The organism is Mesomycoplasma hyorhinis ATCC 17981 (assembly GCF_000383515.1).
GTDB lineage: Bacteria > Bacillota_I > Bacilli_A > Mycoplasmatales > Metamycoplasmataceae > Mesomycoplasma > Mesomycoplasma hyorhinis.
In genome coordinates, this window is sequence record NZ_KB911485.1 from 37488 (window position 1) to 59216 (window position 21729).

Annotated in this window: 17 protein-coding genes; 6 read left to right on the forward strand and 11 right to left on the reverse strand. The window is 26.9% G+C overall.

All coding sequences use genetic code 4. The features are described from left to right. Positions 1 to 56 precede the first annotated feature (56 nt). The 11 genes from F801_RS0100180 to thyA form a co-directional block, all read right to left on the reverse strand. The gene (locus F801_RS0100180; RefSeq protein WP_014335763.1) at positions 57 to 1451 is read right to left on the reverse strand and encodes an MSC_0618 family F1-like ATPase beta subunit; all 1395 of its coding nucleotides are present in this window, start codon (positions 1449 to 1451) and stop codon (positions 57 to 59) included. Further along, positions 1451 to 2974, reverse strand: a complete 1524-nt coding sequence (locus F801_RS0100185) for an MSC_0619 family F1-like ATPase alpha subunit (RefSeq protein ID WP_020104451.1) — start codon at positions 2972 to 2974, stop codon at positions 1451 to 1453. The genes F801_RS0100180 and F801_RS0100185 overlap by 1 nt, the downstream gene beginning before the upstream one ends. Before the next feature lies 1 nt (position 2975). Beyond that, complete coding sequence (locus tag F801_RS0100190) at positions 2976 to 5351, reverse strand: MSC_0620 family F1-like ATPase-associated subunit (protein ID WP_020104452.1); 2376 nt, start codon at positions 5349 to 5351, stop codon at positions 2976 to 2978. Beyond that, complete coding sequence (locus F801_RS0100195) at positions 5344 to 5808, reverse strand: MSC_0621 family F1-like ATPase epsilon subunit (RefSeq protein ID WP_014335765.1); 465 nt, start codon at positions 5806 to 5808, stop codon at positions 5344 to 5346. The genes F801_RS0100190 and F801_RS0100195 overlap by 8 nt, the downstream gene beginning before the upstream one ends. Continuing rightward, positions 5798 to 6718, reverse strand: a complete 921-nt coding sequence (locus F801_RS0100200) for an MSC_0622 family F1-like ATPase gamma subunit (protein ID WP_013302469.1) — start codon at positions 6716 to 6718, stop codon at positions 5798 to 5800. The genes F801_RS0100195 and F801_RS0100200 overlap by 11 nt, the downstream gene beginning before the upstream one ends. Before the next feature lie 8 nt (positions 6719 to 6726). Further along, complete coding sequence (locus tag F801_RS0100205) at positions 6727 to 7317, reverse strand: DUF2714 domain-containing protein (RefSeq protein WP_020104453.1); 591 nt, start codon at positions 7315 to 7317, stop codon at positions 6727 to 6729. Then, positions 7307 to 8863 (reverse strand): MSC_0624 family F1-like ATPase-associated membrane protein, encoded by a 1557-nt coding sequence (locus F801_RS0100210; RefSeq protein ID WP_014335767.1) that lies wholly within the window; start codon positions 8861 to 8863, stop codon positions 7307 to 7309. The genes F801_RS0100205 and F801_RS0100210 overlap by 11 nt, the downstream gene beginning before the upstream one ends. A gap of 39 nt (positions 8864 to 8902) precedes the next feature. Then, positions 8903 to 11431 carry an Ig-specific serine endopeptidase MIP gene (gene mip, locus F801_RS0100215; RefSeq protein WP_015084330.1) on the reverse strand — a complete coding sequence of 843 codons (2529 nt, stop codon included), beginning with the start codon at positions 11429 to 11431 and terminating at the stop codon, positions 8903 to 8905. 9 nt (positions 11432 to 11440) lie between these two features. Then, positions 11441 to 13996: a putative immunoglobulin-blocking virulence protein gene (locus F801_RS0100220; RefSeq protein WP_014335769.1), complete on the reverse strand. Its 2556-nt coding sequence runs from the start codon at positions 13994 to 13996 to the stop codon at positions 11441 to 11443. A gap of 155 nt (positions 13997 to 14151) precedes the next feature. Then, complete coding sequence (locus tag F801_RS0100225; protein ID WP_015084331.1) at positions 14152 to 14631, reverse strand: dihydrofolate reductase; 480 nt, start codon at positions 14629 to 14631, stop codon at positions 14152 to 14154. Continuing rightward, positions 14631 to 15491, reverse strand: a complete 861-nt coding sequence (gene thyA / locus F801_RS0100230; RefSeq protein WP_013302474.1) for a thymidylate synthase — start codon at positions 15489 to 15491, stop codon at positions 14631 to 14633. Before thyA ends, F801_RS0100225 begins: the two co-directional genes overlap by 1 nt. A 230-nt stretch (positions 15492 to 15721) precedes the next feature. Between thyA and nrdF the strand changes: the two genes are divergently transcribed. The 6 genes from nrdF (at position 15722) to F801_RS0100260 (ending at position 21548) form a co-directional block, all read left to right on the forward strand. Continuing rightward, on the forward strand, positions 15722 to 16756 hold the full coding sequence (gene nrdF / locus F801_RS0100235; protein ID WP_013302475.1) for a class 1b ribonucleoside-diphosphate reductase subunit beta: 1035 nt from the start codon (positions 15722 to 15724) through the stop codon (positions 16754 to 16756). A gap of 3 nt (positions 16757 to 16759) precedes the next feature. After that, positions 16760 to 17221: a class Ib ribonucleoside-diphosphate reductase assembly flavoprotein NrdI gene (gene nrdI / locus F801_RS0100240; protein WP_013302476.1), complete on the forward strand. Its 462-nt coding sequence runs from the start codon at positions 16760 to 16762 to the stop codon at positions 17219 to 17221. A gap of 74 nt (positions 17222 to 17295) precedes the next feature. After that, positions 17296 to 19461: a class 1b ribonucleoside-diphosphate reductase subunit alpha gene (nrdE, locus tag F801_RS0100245; protein ID WP_020104454.1), complete on the forward strand. Its 2166-nt coding sequence runs from the start codon at positions 17296 to 17298 to the stop codon at positions 19459 to 19461. Between the two features lies 1 nt (position 19462). Further along, positions 19463 to 19927, forward strand: a complete 465-nt coding sequence (locus F801_RS0100250) for a NanQ anomerase/TabA/YiaL family protein (RefSeq protein WP_014335771.1) — start codon at positions 19463 to 19465, stop codon at positions 19925 to 19927. A 367-nt stretch (positions 19928 to 20294) separates the two neighbouring features. Then, positions 20295 to 21143 carry a hypothetical protein gene (locus F801_RS0100255; RefSeq protein ID WP_014335772.1) on the forward strand — a complete coding sequence of 283 codons (849 nt, stop codon included), beginning with the start codon at positions 20295 to 20297 and terminating at the stop codon, positions 21141 to 21143. 261 nt (positions 21144 to 21404) lie between these two features. Then, positions 21405 to 21548, forward strand: coding sequence for a hypothetical protein (locus tag F801_RS0100260; RefSeq protein WP_014335773.1), 144 nt, complete (start codon positions 21405 to 21407; stop codon positions 21546 to 21548). Positions 21549 to 21729: the final 181 nt, after the last annotated feature.

A 21729-nucleotide genomic window follows, 5' to 3' on the forward strand; every position in this document is an offset into this window, starting at 1 on the left:
AACTAAGAACAATAAAAATTATTCAATTTTCAAATATAAAAAAGAGTAGAATTTATCTACTCTTTTTTGTTTAACCCTAATTCTGCATCTGTTGGAATATTCAAGTTTGAACCAACGTAAGAAAATATTTCTGGACTTTGATTTATATATTCACCATTAATAATTCTAATAACTGAATCTACTGTATCTTCTAAAGAAACAAAAACTCCTTTTTCCTTTGTAAAGTGTTCAGTCATGAAGAAATTTTGTGAGAAAAAGTTTTCTAATTGTAAAGCTTTTTTTACAATAATTTTACTTTCTTTATCCAACTCATCAAATCCTAAAATTAAAATAACATCTTCTAATTCTTTATATTTAGCAAGTATTTTTTTAGCTTCGATTATGGCATTAAAATGTTTTTTACCTATAATTTTTTCATTAACTGAATTTGATGAAGAAGCTAATGGATCAAAAGCTGGGAAAATGTTTTTAGAACTTTGTTCTCTAGATAAAACTAATTTTCCATCAAGGTGATTAAACACAGCAACTGCGGATGGATCTGATAAGTCATCCATTGGTAAAAAGATTGTTTGAAAAGAAGTAATTGCTCCATTTTGGTTTTTAAATAATCTTTCTTGAACTGAAGCAACATCAGAATCTAATGTTGATTGATAACCACCAACTGAAGGTTTTTTACCTAATGAAGCTGAGACCTCGTTTTCAGCTTGAACAAAACGATAAATGTTGTCAATAAATAATAAAACATCTTCTTTTTCGTAATCTCTTAAATATTCAGCTGCAGTAATTCCAATTGGCACAATAGACATTCTGGCACCTGGAGATTCGTTCATTTTGGAAATATACATTGATGAATTCTTCATTAAATTAGATGATTCTAACTCATTAAAAAGCTCAATCGCTTCTCTTGAACGTTCACCAGAACCTATGAAAATATTTGAAATAGATTTTTTATCTTTGTTAACATTAAAAATTATTTCTTTCATTAACACAGTTTTACCAACTCCGGCTCCACCAAAAATCCCTAACTTAAATCCTTTAATAATTGGAATAAAAAAGTCTATAGCTTTAATTCCTGTTTGAATTACTTCTGCTTGAACATCAAAGAATCTAGATTTATTAATTGTGGAATCTACTTCAACATATAAAGGAGAATTTGCATTTCTATTTGTTAATAAAGGTTTTCCTTCAAAACTGTAAATGTTGTTTTTAGAGTTCTTACCAACAGGCACAACAAAGCTTCTTTTTGTGTTGGTTACAACATCATTTATCTTGATTTCTGAAGATAAATAAATAATTATTGCTCTAATAGTTGTTTCATTTACTAATCTTTTTACAAGTAAAAATGTTGTGTTATTATGTAAAGTTAAAATATGATTTAATGAAGGTAAATCAACTCTATCAAATTTTACTTCAACTACATCAGATCAGAATTTTATAATTTTACCAGTCATTATTTATCTCCTAACTTTAGAGCTATTTGTTCTAATTGTGAATTATTTAAAGGAACAAAATTGTGATTGATTTCTATTTTTCAGTTGTAGTTATACTTTTTAGCATACTCTAATAAAGCAAAACCAAGGAAATCTTTTACAAGTTCTTCATCATATGGTTCATTGTTTAAAATTTGCGTAAAGGATTTTTTAGCATCTTCATTTAACTCAATAAAAGCATCAATAAATTCCATAGCTTTTTGTTCTTCTTGCACATGTCTTAAAAGTCCTCACATTATTATTTTAGACATCAGAAGTACAAAACGTTGTGAATATAAAGAAAAGCCTCTTTGATTAAACATTTTTTCAACCATTTTTCCTTTATATAACAAGCTAGAAGTTTCTTTATTTAGTTCATAATCAAGCATTGCAAGTTTTAAATGTCTTTTGTAGGCTTTGTAAATTTTTCCTACTTCTGAAGCTACTTTAGTTATTGTTCTGCTTTGAACTTGAGATCCTGTTCTAGAAACTGAAAAGTCAATATCAATAGCTGGTAATTTACCATTTGCGAATAAATCAGCATTTGTAACAATTTGTCCATCTGTAATTGAAATAACATTTGAAGCAATCAAGCTTGTGATATCTCCATCTACTGTTTTAATAATAGGTAAAGCAGTAATTGTTTTTCTATTTACAAAGCTTCCTGATCTTTCTAATAAAGAAGAATGAGCAAAGAACATATCTCCTGGCATCGCTTCTTTTCCTACTGGTTTATCTGTTAATAAAGCAATTTCTCTAAAAATATTAGCGTGTTTAGTAAGATCATCAAAAATAATTAAAACATCATATGAATAAGAAAGGTTTTCAGCATGAGCCATACCAACGTAAGGAGCTAAATATTGCTGATAAGCACTAGTTGCTGGAGCATCGATAATAATGGTATTAGCTAATGCACCGTGCTCTTTTAGAGTTTCATAAATTCAAGAAAGTTCTTCTCTTTTTTGTCCAATTGAAACATAAATACATTTAATTCCAGCTTTTGCACTATTAATTATTGCATTAATTGCTATGTGGGTTTTTCCGGTTTGACGATCACCAATTATTAATTCTCTTTGTCCTTTACCAATAGGAATAAGAAGATCAATTGGAATAATTCCAGTGTAGAGTTGAGTGTTTAGTGTTTTAACAGTTAAGAGTTTGTGTGCATCACCAAAAATTTTGGATCTTACTCTATTGTCTTGAGCTACTATTTCTTTTCTAGGAAATATTGGATTGGCTTCAATATTAATGATTTTTGAAAATAATAAAGAAGAAGTTCCAATGTTGCTTTGAATGTCTAATTCTATGAGTTCGTCATTGATTTTTAATTTGTTTAAATCTGTTGTATCAGCAAGTAAAAATGCTTTATTTTCTGTAGCAGAAATTAAAATCATTTTAACTGTGGGCTTGCCAACAACGCTAAAAAATTGTCTTTGTTTATATGGATAAACTCCAGAAACTTCTATTATATAGTCAAATATTGCAGTAATTTTAGGGTTTGTCATTTTAAATTATGCCTCCTGTAAATCCTAGTGCGATTAGCACTATACCCATAATAAGAATTAAAGCGGTAAAAATTATAAGTATAGTCATTGATTTTGAAATTGTTTTATGTTTGCTAAATTTGTTAAAAAATCTAAAAAATGAAGCAAAACCAAGACCAATAAGAGATAAAATTGTTGTAATTATTCCACTAATCGACATAATTGGACTGTGTTCTTTTTGATCTTCTGACATTATGTCTTTGTATTCTTGAATTTGTTGTGCAAAGTTTTTAGTTGCTTGTTCTTCAGGGCTTAATTCTTCTTTGTTTTCACTTGTTTTTTCTTCAGTTTTTGAAGTATTATCATTATTATTTTGCTCTGAAGTTTGTTCATCGGTTTGTTGTGAAATTGTTTGATTATCAGATGAATTGTTATTAGATGGTTGAGTTGTTGGGTTTGAAGTATCTTCAGCTGTGCTTTCTGCAGTAGAGAGATATTTTGAAGCATTATCGTCGCTTGAAGTAAGCGCTTTTCAAAGATTATATTCTTTTGTGATCGTACCTATTAATTGTGTAAATTTATTAAATCAATTAATATAATTAAAAGTTTTTTGACTAGCTAATGCTTTAGCTAAAAATACATCTTTTTTAGTTTTATCATAAAGTTTTTCAACGATGGAAAAATCTTGATTATAATAGTTAAATTTGCTTTTAATTTGTTCAAGTACAAAAGCATTTTGTTTACTTTGTATTCTTCTTTGAATGCTAATTAAAGCATTGTCATAACCAAAATTTCCTTCTTCAATTGTTGCTGTTATTAATTGGAATAAATCAACTTTGATTTTATTTTGGATTTGAATAGTTGCTTCAGAATTTTTTAGTGTGCTTAAAATTTGAGTTAATAATAAACGAACTGGAGTATCAATATTTGGACTAGTTAGTGAATCAACTGAGTCTGCATATGTTGAAACAATTTGTGATTGATCTTTTAAAAAGTTTTGATTATAAACAATTTTTACAGCTGATGTTAGCAAGGTAAAGATAGAAGTATTTAAATAATTATCTTGAATTTTTTCAAATTCCATTCTTTCCCCAATACCTAAAGCAACGTAGAATTTTTTAAAAAGTTCTTGAGCTTCTTTTATATATTTTTCATAAATATATTGGAAACCTTCTGTTTTATTATCGTTTGAAATATTTAATAATTTATAACGACGACTAACTTCTGGTTTTACTAAATCTGTAATTTTGATTTCTACAGGATTAGTTCCATCAGCTTGTTCTTCCATTTTAACAACACTATATTTGTATCTAGTGTTAATTGGGTTATTAAAAAAGAAAAATTCATCTGATTTTGCTTGTTCATCACTTTCATTATCAGAATTAAAAGCTTCTATGATTTCTGACATTGTTTTTCCAATATATTTTCCTTTAATTTCTGGTTTTAAAGGCGGAACCCTTGTCATAAGATCAATAGGTTTGTAAACTGGTGATTTATTAGATACATCCGGTGTTGATTTTGTTGGATCTTCTGGGATAGGAGGTGTTGGTGTGACTTGAGGAGGTTTTGGAGTTTGAGGTTGTTGTTGGTCATCTACTGGTTTGTTTTGTTCTAAGTCAAATTTTGTATATCTATTTTTTATTTTGGATTCTAAATACTCGTCTCAAGTTTTAAAACCAGCAGGAGGTTTAATTGTAAATCCAGATTCATTTGGTGTGCTAATCTGTTTTAAATCATCTTTGGTTAATTTAGGAATATCTTCATCTTTTTCAAATAAAAAGCCTGCAAAAGAAGTAGATAATTTTTTTGAATAATCTTGAAGTACTTTTTGCATTTGTTCTTTTGTTACAAAATTGTCTTCATTTTTGTTCTTAATTTCTACTTTGTCTTTGTCGGAGAGTTGATTTTTATAACTAATTTCATCATCGTTTCCAAAGATAACATCAGAATATTCTTTACCTTCAAAAGTAATTGTTCCTTTGTTGTTTTGTTTGTTTCTAGAAAGAGCTTTTAAAAATACAGCGTTCATTCCAAATTGTTCGGGATTTTCTAGTATTTTATCTTTATTAGAAGTTAAAAAATGAATTACTTGTGAAAAATAATTAAGTTTTTGGATTCTTTCTTCAAAAGATATGCTGTTATTCTCATTTAATTGATTTATTTGTGAAGTGAATTTATCAATTGTGTTTTCAATAGAAGATTTTAGAGCTTTTTTAAATTCTGAATTTGCTTGATCTTTGAATGTGTCAAAATCCTTGGAAATTTCTTTTGGTTTTTCTGGCGGCGTTGCTGGTGGATTTTCTGGTTCGGGATCAACACTTAAAATTGTTGAAAAGGTAACAAAAGAAGAAACTGATAAAGAAAGAAGAAAAAGACTTTTAATACGTTTTTTACTCATTTTCATCCTCCTTTAAGTTTAATAAGTCAGATAATGTTCAGATATAGTATTCATCTTCTAGTCTTTCTAACTTAATATATTCATTTATTTCAATTCCAATTTTTTGTAAAGAAGTTAAGTATAAAATATCTTGTTTGAGTTCTTGAATTTGTTTTTTGTAATCTATGGTTTTGTGGGTAGATTTTCTAAAAACTCTTTTTCTGTTAAGCGAATTTATGAAAATTTCTTCATCTTTTACCAAAATATTACAGTTTTTTAAAAAGAAATATCTATCTTGATTTGTAATTAAATCCTTAACATGAATTAATATTCTTTCATATGAACCAATAGTTTTGGCATTTGGCTTAAATCACTCATCTGAATCTTCAATATTAATAAAAACTTCTGCTTTTCTACTTTCATAAGTTTGATTGTGTAAAAAGTGAATTTCAAGACCAAAAATGTTTTTATTTATCATATTGATCTCCTTTGTCAAACACAGTGTGACTTGAATTATTTTTAGTTAATAAAACTATTTCCTCAATTTCATTTTCACGTTTGATTTTAATAATTTTTCTTGATACTTTTAAGATAGTTTCATCTAAATCTTTAATAATTTTATTAACTTTAACTAAACCATTTTTAGCTGCATAAAATGAAGATTCATTGACCATTGCTTGTACACAGTTTTGTAGATAAATTCCAATAGATGTAGAAATAAAAGAATCAATGTCTGGAATGATTGCAAATTCGTGTAATTTATTTAAATGTGTATTTTTATCATAATTTAGCATTCTATCCACATCAAAATCTTCAATTGGTAAGATAGTAAAAGTATTGTTTAAATTTTTATTAGAATTAATAACAAATTTTACTTTTTTATAATTATTATGTATGTATAAAAGCTTGATTACTGAAGCTAAAATAGTTGAAAAGTTTTTTTGGTTAATATCAAAGTGTTTTATCAGATTTAGCTTGTTTTTTAAAGCAAATGATTGTGCTTTTTCACCAATAGTGATTAAATCTAATTTTGTTTTTTTATTGTTTTCTAAAATTAAATCTTCATATCTAGAATAACTATCTGTTGAGTATTTTTGTTCTTCTTTTAAATAAATTCATAACTCTTTTTGTGCAAAAAGTTTGTCTTCTAATTTGTTCAAAAATTTATTATTAGTTAGAAAACCTTTACTAATAAATTCATTTTTAATATGGAATTTATTAGATAAATTAATAATTGCATATTTATTTAATAAAACATTTTCAACGTAAAAATTTAGTGTTTGATTAAGTTTAATAATTGAAATAAGTAAAATATTTTTTTCACTATTTACTTTTAAATGAATCTTTTTTAAATTATCTCTTTTTTGTATAACCTTTTTTAAGTGCATAAATTTTTCTACCTTTTAATTACTGAAATAAAGTCTTTACTAAAAAGAGTTTTTAAAGAACCACTTGCATCATTTCCTTTAAAAAGTAAAAGACCTGGAAAGATTTCTATGGTTTTATAAGCATTTAATAGTTTGACAATTTCTTGATTTAAAACATTAAAAAATGTTTGTTCTTGTAAATTACTAGATGAAACAAAATTGATAGCTAAATCATTAGAAGTACCTTTAGTAATCACTATAGGTACTAATAATTTTTGTGAGTATTTAAGATCTAAATTAAAAGAAATAACAAAATTACTAAATTCTAAATTACGCTTGTTAGCTAAAGCATTTTTATAGTTTTGTTCGTATTTTTTGTATAACTCTGAGTGAAATCCTTGATGTGTTTTTAATAAAACATAAGAATATAACTGATCATATGATACAAAGTGTGTTGTTTGTCTTTTAAGTTTGTAATTTTTGTATAAATCAACAACTTCAATCTTAGTTTGATTGTCAAAAACTAAATATTCTTGCAGATTGGATTTTTCTAATTTTTCTTCATTTTTCTTCTTTTTAAAAGAAAATAAAGAAAACATTTCTAAAATTTTATTTTTCATGACTTACCCCTTTATCAATTGGTTGTTTCATTTTATTAATTTTAAACATTGCAACAACTACATCTGTAATTGTATATACCATTAAAGCTAATAATAAAGCTACTTGTATTAAAAAGATGATTTGAATTAAAGATAAATGAGTAGCCGGTGTAAACGCTACAGTAGCAAAGTTATATACACTTAGCAATAGTATTTCTCATCCTTGCAACACTATTGCTAGTGCAAATAAAATTAAATATGTAGAAATAAAAAGCATAGATACTAATTTAGGTTTTTTATTTCTAACAAAAAAGAATGTAGTAATTATTCAAGAAACTAATGAACTAAGAAAGAAAATAATTCTAATACTTAACTCATTACTTAAAAATAATGTTGCTATCAAGAAAATAAAAACAATTAATAATTGACTAACAATGAACATTACTAAATTGAATCCATTACCTTGAATCTTTATTTTAGAATAAAGATTTACAAACAAATACGCGGCTAAAATAGCTAATAAAACAATTACAAAAGGAACAAAATGTAAAGCACTAAAAGTAGATATTCCTAATGAAGAAAAATTTCCTAGTCTTGTTAAAATAATCAAATATCAAAGAAAACAACTAGCTAAAATTACAAAGAGTACTTGAATTTGATTTTTAAAGTAAGTTCTATTATATTCTTTAGAAAAAACAAAGAAAATTTTTATTAAATTTGAACCAAAAAATATTACAGAAATCAAGATGATTAAAATAATTATTATAAATATATTTCCTATATTATCTGCTTCAAAAAGGTTTTTAATATACAAATATCAAGAATTTTGAGTTGCTATGTATTCTTCATTTGCAATTAATTGTCCTGTGTCATCAAATTTAGCTGGTTGTGTTTTTGTAATATTGTAAATAAATATTAAAAACAAAATCACAAAGATAAATTGTGAAACAATATTAATTATTAAAACACTTTTTTTATTAAATTTTAGAGTTTCTGTTTTTCTTTTGAAGTAAAATAAAAACAAATGATAAGCAGTATTGGTTAAAACAATAAATAATAATAAAATGGAAATATAAAAAACTGAAGATGAATGTATGATTGCGGCATTTTGTGTTTCACTTTGTTGACCAAATACATCATAATAAACTGGATTATAAAACACAAATAAGAAAAAGCTGCTAAGACTTATCGCCAAATAAATAAAAAAGAAAACTGTATATTTTTTAATTAATTCCTTTTGGAAAAAGATATTAAAAAAGTTCTTGACCAGAGGATAAATAATACAAAAAGAAAGTATCAAAAACCTTCATATATTTAAAAAGTTTAAAGAAATATGAAGGTCTTTTTGATAAATTCAAACAAACTTTAAAGTATTAGAATCTACACCAAAAAATGTGATTGGACTAAAGATTAAAGAGATAAAAACTAAAATAAACAAAACAGATAAAATTGAATATTTTAAAATAATATTTAATTTGTTATCTCTGTGTTTAAACAGTTCATTATCATCGTAAATTTTTTTATGTTCTAAAGTTGTGCTCGATTTAGATTTTTTGGAAAGTATCATTTTAATCTTTCTTGTTTTTGTTTGTTTTATGCTAATTTACTACTTTTTTTGTGTAGAAGGATTTGTGTTTGTTGTTATGTCGGTGTTTTTAAATTTATAATCGTCAGGAATTTGATTTACTCCATTTTTAAACAATGAGGTTTTGAAATTAGTACCATAAATGGTTTCTAATGCTTGTCTAAATGAAGTTTTTTGCTCTTTTCCACCACCGTAAATTAAGTCATATTGAGGTAAATTATATTTACCATATAAACCTTTGTAATCAAAACCTTCAGATCTAAAGGCAACAGCTAAACCTGTTTTGGCTGTTTCATTAGAAGCAAAGTAAACACCAACTAATTCATTGTTTTGATTACGTATAGATGATCCTGAAGCGCCTCCAACAGGTGCATAATGTCTTGGTAAGTATTCAAGTCCAAAAGCTATGTAATTTTTTGTATTGGCAACTTGAAGTTCACCTAATTCTTTTGTGACTTTTTTACCGTTTTCTTCTACTTCTTTTGTAACTTTTTTAGTATGAATAGGATCAGACATAACTGTTGATTTATGAAGCTTTTTTCCTACTTTTGGTGTAGCAATAAAAGCATCTGTTAATCCTGGTTTGTCAGCAAAACTTCTATATCCAATGTTTAAAGAAAAATAATTTCCTTTGTTAGCTCTTTGGTTTTCAGGACTATTTGCATTGTTTTCATCATTGCTTAAATTATTGTAAAAAGAAGATTCTGAATTCATTCAAAGAGAATATCCTATTTTATTGTTTTTATAGTCATATGCATCTTGATATTGATCTAGGAAATAATCCCCAGTTGCTTGTGGATAACCAACAATAAAGAATTGATCAGTATTTGATTTTTTACTTGTATCTTCTTTTGCTAATTGAGTATCAGCTCTAGAATAATCTTTTAAATATGAGGTTTTTAAGAATTTAATGTGTTGGGAAGTATTATGATAATAATCATTTGTTATCGTTTTAATAAACTCATCTCTTGAACTGTACCCATCAGGTACTTTAAATTTACTAAAATCTATTTCAAGAACAGCAAAATCTAAAAATTCTTCTGCATTTTTGTATTTTTCATTTTCTTGATCTACTTTAGAAAGGTAATCTTTAGGAGAGGTATTTAAATAATCTGTTGCCCGATAAACTATTCTAATACCTGGAATTCCATAATCTGCAGGTGATATGTAATCTGCTGTTTTGTCAGCGTGATCATTTTTTGCACCAGATACTAAATCATCACGAGAAAAACTTGCTGTGATATAAGATTCATCGGTTGCACCTTTTGTTGTTCTTAGTTTTGTTCTAATAGCAACATTAGGTTTAAGTACTGACATGCTAAAACCAGTAGCATCTTTTTTATACTCTTCAACTACGTGATTATTTGTTCCAAAATATCATTTTGTTGGCTGGTGACCATCAGTTGGAATTGCATAATCTAAAATTCACATAGTTCCACGAGCAGTTTTTTGCAGTCGATTATTGCCTTCTTTTTGGCTTTCTAAAAAGGCTTTTAATTCATCAGGATTAATTTCATCTATTCTTGCTGGATGACTTAATTGAATTGAATAAGTTTGTAAGGCAGCTTGTTTATATTTTTCATTTGGAATATATCTAGCAAGTCCATTTGTTTGGTTTTCATTTCTACCAATTACATCTCATCAAGCAGGACCTTTAGGAATTTCAGCTGGATCATAAAGTTTGAGTCCTTCTACATTTCCTTTATCATCATAAACTGGCATTGTAAAACCTTTTTTTAGAGCATCATCATATGTATCTAGTTTAAGTTGTTTTGCTAGTTCGTCATATTTTTTAACTTCTTCTGGAGTTCTTTTTACGTCAGGTCTTCAAGAATTAATATCAAAAGGACTTTTTCCTTCAATTAGTGAAAGTTGACCATTTAAAGCTTGGAAATATTTTTTTGCATCAGTTTCGTATCTTTGATAATTATTTTCTGCAAAATATTGTTTGAACTCATCTTCTGAGCCTGGAGCAAATCTATTTGCTCAGTTCAAATTAATTTCTGAGCTTCTAGATTGTCTAAATCCTCCAACTTCAACATCTTTTGTAATTGAAATATTTGGATTTTTTTTAGATGATATTTTTAATGAAAAAATTAATTTACCTTGTTCAAGCGAAGTTTCAGGATTATTGTTTAAATATTTTTTATTTTCTACTTGGATTTGAATTTGATCATTATCATCTTTGTTTGTTGTAGCAAATTCTAATTGTTTATTTAAATCAGCTAAACTTGTATTTATAGAGTTTGTAGATAAATTAGAATAATTTGAAAAATGATCGACTCTTTTTAAAATAATAGGTAATTTTTCTAAATTAATAGTTGTGATTTCTTTTGGTGTTTTATCTGCATTAAACAAAATTGAAGGAGTTGTTGTATTTGGATCAGAAGTATCTGGATTTGTTTTGTCTGATGATTGTGAACTTGTTTCTGATTTAGCTGGATTATTACTTGTATCACTACAAGACACTACCAATATTGGCATAATAAAAGCTGATGATATTAGTAAATTTTTTAACAGTAAATTTCTTGATTTGCGATTTTTTTTCATAATAACCTCCTAGTTGAAATGGAAACTTGATGTTCCTGACTCATCAACATTAAATCCTTGATTTTTTAATGAATTTATTAATTGTGAATCTGATTTATCAACAATAATAGATCTATTTGTAAACAATTTAGTATCATCGTGTTTTTGTCTTCCATTTTCTAAAAGAATATTTAAATTAGAGGCACCTGTTGATGTTAGAGTATGAACTGAACCTTTAGCCACTACTTTAATTCTTTTGGTTGCACCATCATTTGAAAAGAATATTTTTGGTTTTGGCTGAGCCATTGGAACTGAAGTGTCTAAAACATCAAAATGTGCATTATTTAATTCATCAACATCGATTTCAAATGTATTACTATTGTTATATAGTCCAATTCTTGTTAATTTTCTTGGTTTTGAGTTAGAGGATTTTTGAGTATCAGTAAAGTTTAATCCTCTTAATGATTTCATTTTAGTAACTCTTGTTAAATCTAAACCAGTTGGATATGAATTTTCTGATTCATTAACATCTGGTTGAAGTCCAGGTCCTCATCCACCTTGAAATACTTTTTCATTATTTCTTGTTCAGTAAGCCATACGAAGACCATCATTAATTCTTTTATAATCTTTTGGTTCGTGACCTCCTGTGTAATCGGAATCATCAAAAGCAAGTGAATTAAAGGTTACTCTTGTAGCTACTTTAGCTCCTGGCGCGTAATCAAAACTTACATTGTAATCATTCGTATTATATCAAGCTACATTTTTTAAAGCTCATGGATTTATTGCTCAATCATCAGAAAGTGAGTTACCTTCTGTATAAATAGAGAGCTCATCAATTTGTTTATTTTCTAAAGCTAGTAGAGCTGAGGTGTTAGTAGAATCCATCAAGAGTTCTAGTTGTGGAAGTTTTGTTGGTAACTCAGCTAAAATGTCTTTAAATTTCTGATTAGCATCATTTTTACCAATGTGGAAAAATCTATATGAAGTTATTTCTTTATGATCTGCTGTTAATTCTTTAATTAATTTTCTAACTCTTTCATAACCAGAAGGATTTGAAAAATCTACAGTTACAACTATTCCTTCATTTCTGCTTGTTTTTGCTTTGTTATCTGCATTTTTAGTTAGTTTTGAAATATTAATTCCATCTGATTTAGAAACATTATATTTTTTATATTCTTCTCCATTTGTAACATCTGTTTTAGTTCAACCTTCATATGTTCCGTTTAAAATGTCACCCCCTGATCTTCCATAATAACTAGAATAACCAAAGGCACGGCGTTCTTCATTGTCTCTTTGAAGTAAAGATGTTACTTGATTTAAAATAGGGCTTCAAGAATAAGAATGTAATGTTCCATCAGCATCAACAGTAATATTAGTATTATCTGGATTTATTGTGAATCCTTTTTTCAGATATTCTTCGTTTTCCTTTGAACCTTTAACTAATTTATTATAATCAAGGTAATAAATAAGTTTTGCATATTTAACATTTTTAGCATCTTGTTCTAATTGTTTAGCTGCTTTTACTTTATCACTTTGCTCATTATATTTGACTTGTCATTTCTCTAATTTAAGTTTATTTTCATCTGTGAAAGTTTCTCGACCATTTGAATCAAAACCATTTCTTGGTGGACGTTCTCGTTGCAATTGTTCCATCTCTTGATTTGCTTTTTCTATTGCTTCTTTTGCTTTTTTAAGATCATTTTCATATGTTTGTTTGATAGTTGGATATAAATCATACCCCTCTTTTGTTAAAAACTCTCTAACTTTATCTCCATTATCAAATAATTGCTGTCATTTAGAAAACATATTTTTGTAGTAATTTTCATAATTTTGAGCCACTACAGCAGCCACTGCTTTATCACCTTGTGAAATTGTATCTGCATAGATACTAAAAGCAGAACCTTGAACTGAGTTTTTTAATGCAGTTGCTGTATTTTTAAGGTTTTGTGCTTGTATCTCTGGAGTTACTTCAATATTAATAATTTCATCTATTACTTGTGATTGATATGGAATTCTGTTAGCTAGACCATTTTGGTTATCATAGGTTGAATATTGTCTATTTGGTTTTTTACGAACTAAAGCTCTTACATCGTGTCCTTCTCATTTTAAAGTAACATAACCTGTTTCATCATCTTTAAAAGTTTGTTGTATTGAAGGAGCTGGTTCTACTACTGGAGGTGTTTCAGGTTCAGGAGCTGGTTCTACTACTGGAGGTGTTTCAGGTTCAGGAGCTGGTTCTGGTTTTGGAGTTTTTGGCGGGGTTTTTGGCGGATTAACTACAACCGGAGGAGTTGGCACTGGATCAGGTTTTTTCTCTTCAGGTTTAGGATTAGGTTTTAAATTTTTGTCGTTTAAAGCATCCAATGCCTTATTAGTATCGGCATTTTCTATGGATTGTAAGGTTACACTGTTAGCATTGAGCTTATCTAAAATTTTTACATCTTCTTTAGAATCTGTGTTTTTTGATGCAACATAATAAATGATTCCAACAACAGATGGAACACTTAAGACAGTTACAAAAGAAAATAATACTTGTTGGTTTTTAGATTTTTTGAGAAATTTTTTTGTTTTCTTTAAAAAATTCATTGCAACCCCCTTGAATTCTTCAATATTTTACTACTATTTCGCTTTTTTTTTTTTTTTTTAGAAGAACTCTACAAAGAGCACAAATGAAATACAACTTTAATTATTCTAATTAAAGCTCAAAAATTCTTGTTTTAACTAAAGAAAGATAAAAGCTTTTATTTTACTTTTTTCTTAAAGGTTTTTACCACAAAACTTCCTTTATCTTCTTCGTATACAAGATCAAAAAGATCTCAATTTATGTTTTTTAAATAACGATTTCCTACATATTTTCCTTTGATAAACGACACTATTAAAATATCTGATTCAGGTATTAAAGCTGTGTAAATCATCAAGCCACCTGTTATATACAAATCTTTATCTGGATTTCTTTGATATTCTTTGATTAATCAAGAATAATCATTGATTATATGAACTTCAGGATGTTCTACTTTGAACTCAGGATCATCACTAATTACATACATTTTTCTTCTATCAAAAATTTTAGGTAAAGATAAAAATGTGTTTTTACCCATTAATAAAGTTTTATCTAATGTTGTTTGTCTAAAATGTGCAAATTCTTCTTTTATGTGCCAAGGCATTGAATTATCTTTGCCTATTAAACCATCTTCTGTCATCGCCCAAATTGAAATTATCATTATACTGCTACTTCTCCTTTAATAAATGAATCGTGTTCGTAATCTATTAATTGTAAATCTTCAAATTGAATATCAAAAAAAGGTTTTTTTGTTATCTTAAGTTTTGGTAATTTATGTGGTATTCTAGTAAGTTGCAAATTTACTTGATCAATGTGATTTACATAAATATGAGCATCACCAATTGTATGAATAAACTCACCTACTTCTAATTCACATTCTTGTGCAATCATAAAAACTAGCAAGGAATATGAAGCAATATTAAAAGGAACTCCCAAAAATGCATCAGCACTTCTTTGATATAGTTGACAAGAAAGTTTATTGTTTGCAACATAAAATTGGAATAAACTATGACAAGGTGGTAAAAGCATACTATCAATTTCTAATGGATTTCAAGCAGAAACAATTAATCTTCTTGAATTAGGATTTGTTTTGATTTCTTGAATTACTTTTTTAAGTTGATCTACGCCTAAAAAGTTTCTTCATTGTTTACCATAAACTGGACCTAGTTCACCGAATTGCTTTGCAAATGAAGGATTTTCTTTAATTTTTACAATAAATTCTTTTAAGCTTTCTCCTTGAAATTCTTTGCTTTTTTTATAATTTTCATAAGGTCATTCATTTCAAATATTTACATTGTTATCGACTAAATATTTGATATTAGTATCACCTTTAATAAACCATAATAACTCATGTGCTATTGAAGCAAAATTTGTTTTTTTAGTAGTTACTAAAGGAAAACCTTCAGATAAATCAAATCTCATTTGATAACCAAAAGTGTTTATACTATCTACTATAGTTCTATTGGTTTTCTTAATTCCTTTTTGTAAAATGTGCCTTAAAAACTCTAAATACTGTCTCATTTTTATATTCCTTTATTAGAAGTAGTTATTTTTTATTATATATATTTGGGGGTAGAAAAATAAAATTTGTATAAAATTATTTTTTTAACTTTTTTTAAATATTTTTTAACAATAAAAATCTTTTTTTTGGTAATATTTAAAAACATTATTAATTTGTGAAATATATTCACTAAACTAAAAGTTTATAATTCACAAATTAATATATTTTTAGCTAAAAAGGAGGAAATAAAATGCAAGCAGCTAGTAAAAAGCAAAAAAATGCATATTACAAAGAGTCTGTATCACCATTAGAATTTGCATTAAACAAATTCAATGGCAAAATGCGTTCAGTAAATTGAAATGTAATTAATGATAACAAAGATCTTGAAGTGTGAAACAGAGTAGTTCAAAATTTTTGACTTCCTGAAAAAATTCCTGTTTCCAATGATTTAGAAACTTGAAGAACTCTAAGTCCAACATGAAAAAGAGTTATTACTAGAACTTTTACTGGTTTAACTCTTTTAGACACTATTCAAGCAACAATTGGAGATGTAGCTCAGATTCCTTATTCACAAACCGATCATGAACAAGTAATTTATGCTAACTTTGCTTTTATGGTAGGTGTTCACGCTAGATCTTATGGAACAATTTTTTCCACTTTATGTACCAGTGAAGAAATAGAAGAAGCTCATGAATGAGTAATCAACACAAAAAGTTTACAAGCTAGAGCACAAGCATTAATTCCATATTACACAGGAAAAGATCCTTTAAAATCTAAAGTTGCAGCAGCTATGATGCCAGGATTTTTACTTTATGGTGGTTTTTATCTTCCATTTTATTTATCCGCTAGATCAAAACTTCCTAACACATCAGATATCATCAGATTAATTTTAAGAGATAAAGTTATTCACAACTACTATTCAGGATATAAATATCAAAAGAAAGTAGAAAAACTACCTCTTAAAAAACAAGAAGAAATGAAAAAATTTGTTTTTGACTTACTTTATGAATTAATTGATTTAGAAAAAACTTATTTAAATGAACTTTATTCAGAAGTAGGACTTGCAGAAGAAGCTATTAAATTTAGTGTTTACAATGCAGGAAAATTCTTACAAAACCTAGGTTATGACTCTCCATTTACAGAAGAAGAAACAAGAATAGAACCTGAAATTTTCAACCAACTTTCAGCAAGAGCAGATGAAAATCACGACTTTTTTTCAGGAAATGGTTCATCTTATGTTATGGGTGTAAGTGAAGAAACAGAAGACGAAGATTGAGATTTTTAAATTATGCACAAAGATATTATTGAAGTAGATGAAAAATTAATTAAAAAACCAGAAGGAGAAATTTTTTTAGTTTATTTTTCATCTATTTCTAACAACACTCATAGATTTATTCAAAAACTAGGTTTTGATAACGTAAGAATTCCAGTTGAAATGGAAGAAAAAATTAATGTTAATCGTGATTATGTAATGTTTTGCCCAACATACAGTGGTGGTGGAGATCAAACATCAGGAGCTGTTCCTAAACAAGTAATTCAATTTTTAAACAATGAATCTAATAGAAAATTTTGCCGTGGTGTTATTGCTTCAGGTAATACAAATTTTGGTGATACATTTGCAATCGCTGGCACCATCTTATCTAAAAAATTACAAGTACCTTTACTATATCAATTTGAACTCTTAGGTACTCAAACAGATGTAATAAATGTTCAAAATATAATTAAGAAATTTTGAAATAAAAGTTCCTAATTTTTCCATTTAATAAAAAAATCAAGCAAAATAAAGATAAATTTAAAAAATATAAGAAGGAAATGGTTTGTATTATGACTAAAAAACAAGTAGATAACAACACTTTAACAGGAAGTGTTTCAGAAGAGTACATTACTTTAAACGCTAAGTCAAAATTATTCTTAAAATACAAAGAATCTTATAAATTTGACCAACAAGCAGCTGATAGTTATATAAAACATCATATTGAACCTAGATATAGAAAATTCAACTCAGTAAGAGAAAGAATTACTTGATTAATTGAAAATGATTATTATGATGAAAAAGTAATTAATGAATACACTTTTGAAGAACTTGAAAAACTAACTCAAGAAGCATACAAATATAAACACCATTTTCCTTCTTTTATGGGGGCTCTTAAATTTTATTCAAGTTATGCTCTTAAATCTAATGATTCGCAAGAATATTTAGAACATTTTCAAGAAAGAGCTCTTTTAAATGCTTTGTTTTTAGCAAAAGGTAACTCAGAAAGCGCTTCAAGCATTCTAAGACAAATAATGCTAGGTCGTTTTCAACCAGCTACTCCTACATTTTTAAACGCTGGTAAAAAAAATAGAGGTGAATACGTTTCTTGTTATTTAATTCGGATTGAAGATAATATGGAATCCATTTCTAGAGCAGTTACTACTTCTTTACAACTTAGCAAAAGAGGTGGTGGTGTTTCTATTTTACTTTCTAACTTAAGAGAAATGGGTGCACCAATTAAAAAAATCGAAAATCAAGCAACAGGTGTAATTCCTGTTATGAAAATACTTGAAGATTCTTTTTCATATGCTAATCAACTAGGTCAAAGACAAGGTGCTGGAGCTGTTTATCTAAATGTGCATCACCCTGATATTTTAAGTTTTCTAGATACTAAAAGAGAAAATGCTGATGAAAAAATTAGAATTAAATCACTCTCACTTGGTGTTGTTATCCCGGATATTACTTTTGAATTAGCAAAAGATAACAAAGATATGGCTTTATTTAGTGTCTACGATGTTGAAAGAGAATACAAAAAAGCTTTTTCTGATATTTCAATCACTCAAGAATATTACAAAATGCTTGAAAATCCTAACATTAAAAAAAACTTTATAAATGCACGTAAACTCTTTACAACTATAGCAGAATTGCATTTTGAAAGTGGTTATCCATATATTTTATTTGATGATACAGTTAATAGAAGAAATGCACATAAAAATAGAATAGTAATGTCTAATTTATGTTCAGAAATTGTACAACCTTCAACTCCTTCTGAATATCTTCCTGATTTAACTTTTACTAAAAAAGGTGAAGATATTTGTTGTAATTTAGGTTCATTAAATATTGATAAAGCAATGGAAAGTGGAAAAGAATTTGGTGAATTAGTTTATCAAGCAATAGTTTCTCTGGATCATGTTTCTAGAACCTCTGATCTTTCTTCAGCACCTTCTATTGAAAATGGAAATAACAAAAACCACGCTGTTGGTCTTGGTGCTATGAACTTACATGGTTTTTTAGCTACTAATCACATTTACTATGATTCAAAAGAAGCGCTTGATTTTACCAATATTTTCTTTTACACAATGGCATATCACGCATTTAAATCTTCTTCTATTCTAGCGCAAAAATTTGGTGCTTTTGAACATTTTAAAGAATCCAAATTTGCTGATGGTTCATATTTTGACAAATATACAAAAGTATCTGAAAAAGAATATCAACCAAAGACACAAAAAATTAAAGAAGTGTTTGAAAAATATCAAGTTACTATTCCGACAAAACAAGACTGAATTGAATTAGTTGAAAACATTAAAAGAGTTGGTATTGCTAATTCACATCTAATGGCTGTTGCTCCAACAGGTTCAATTTCTTACCTTTCTTCTTGTACACCAAGCCTACAACCTGTAGTTGCTCCTGTTGAAACCAGAAAAGAAGGAAAAATTGGTAGAGTATATGTTCCTGCTTACAAAATGAATCAAGAAAATATGAAATTCTATTCATTAGGTGCATATGAATTAGGTCCTGATCCAATTATTGACATTGCAGCAGAAGCTCAAAAGCACATTGACCAATCCATTTCTTTAACTTTATTTTTAAAAGACACAGCAACTACTAGAGATTTAAACAAAGCTTACATTAGAGCATTTAAAAAAGGTTGTGGTTCTATTTATTATGTACGTATTAGACAAGAGGTTTTAGAAGACTCAGAAAACTACGATGAATGCGAGGCTTGTGTAATTTAATATGATTATAGACAAAATTAAAAACCTTCATAAATATACAAAAATTAATCCAAGATTAGAACTTGTTGTTAAATGATTAGAAGAAAACGATTGAAGAAAACAACCCGAAGGCATTACTCCTATAAAGGAAAAAGAAGTATTTTTTGTTAATAAACTAATGTCTTCTTTAAACAGGGAAAACTTTGTTTTTGAACTTCATCAAAAATACATTGATATTCATTTTGCAGGTGATAACACTGAAAAATTCATTCATTTAGCGAAAGATCACTTAACTTCCGCTCAACAAGAATATTCAGATCAAACTGATGTAGGTTTTTATAAAGGTGATATTCTTAATTTTGAAGATAATATTATTAAATTAAAAGAAGATGAGTTTGCTTTATTTTTAGCTGATGAAGCTCACGGACCTAGATTTGATACAAACAAAGATACTGTAAGAAAAACAATAATTAAGGTGTTAGCTTAACCTATAAAAAAAGACTTTTAAAATAAAAAGTCTTTTTTTATAGGTTATTTTACAACTTACAACATTTAAATAATATTTTTTATTACAAAAAAATTAATAAAATATTAATAATTTCTTTATAATTAACTTATCAAAACTACTATAATTTATGAAGATGATACAAGAGAGAATTTATATATATATATATATATATATATATATATATATATATATATATATATATATATATATAACAGTAAAATAATATTTATTTAATTTAGCACAAAAAGTTTTACTTTTTGCGTTTTTTTCGTTTAAGGAAAACAAGGCAACTACATTAAAATTTTTTTATGATGAAAAGCACTGAGATAAACCTATTAGATCAGGAGTGGCAAAAAGAAGTTGAGGTGCTTTCGAAAAGGACATAACACTTTTAAGCGCTCTTAAAAAGAGTGGTGAATTTGATAATGTTTATCCAAAAATTAAAAATATAAAAGATAAACTGCACCAATTTTTGAAGGATTTTTCTAATTTAGAAGAATATCAAGTGATCAGACTTAATTTAAAAGCAAGAAAATTCGCTAATGAATTAAAAGATAAAAAAGAAAAAAATAAAAAACTTGAATTTGATGGTTTTGTAATTATTGGTAAAAACAAAGAAGTTATTAAAGAGTGGGGTAAAAATACAGCTGCTTTATTTTTTGATATAGAGTGTATTGAAGTATCAAACTTACATTTTGTTATCCAATTTCCTGTTATATCTATAAACAGAATTTCATTACTAAATTTTACTCATTTAAATAATCCTGTGCACAATTCTTATTTCAAACCTGAGTTTTTACTAAGGACACAGGAAAATATTTCTAGTTTTAGTCCAAGCAACTATAGTGAATTTGTTAATTTTTTTAGTGAAAAAATTCCTAAAATTTTAGATATTTATAAATCTGATTTAATTGATCGTTTTTTGTTTGCTTGTCCAAAAGATAGTAGCAAATTGTGTTGAAATGAACTTTTAGATTTAACTCAAAAGCTTTTTTTAGACAAAATAAAAGATAATGATAAAGACTTTATTTTTATGGAAGAAAATAAATCTAAAATCTTTAATATTTCTGAAATTGATAAAGAGAAATTCACTATTTTTTCTTATTCTTCAGATATAGCTACAAAAAGAAATTTATTTTTAAATGATGAAAGAACAGGAAAATCATTTCCTATTAAACTTCATAACTTAAATTAAAAACTAACTATAGATGAATATTTAACTCATAGACAAAAAGATATTGACACCTTAGAAAATACTATTGCATCTTACAAAGCACAAAAGTCAGAATTAAGCGAAAAATATAGAGAAAATGAAGAAAAAAGAAGAAAAATTAATAAGGAATTTGAAGAGACTCAAATTCAATATAAATCTTTAATTGACAAAATCATTAATAATAATCAACTACTAAATAAGTATTTAAAAATCAACGAAGAAAAAGAAAATATAGAAAAAGGGGTGATTATTCAAACAACTATTACAAGATTTCAAGAGGAAGAAGATTTAGAGTTTGAACAAAGACAAAGAGATGCAGACATTCAATATCAATATAAAATTGAACAAAAAAACAGACAAAGACAACAAAGACTTCTAGAGTTATAAAATACTTATAATACAATAATTGATACTTTTGAAGACCAAGATATTAGTGTTTTTTCTAATTTTAACACACAGAATTTTTTAAATGAAGTAAACACATTTATAGTAAATAATAATCAAAAGAAAAAAGAAATTGAAGAGAAAAATCAGAAAACTAAAAACGATTTTAAAATAGAATTAAATA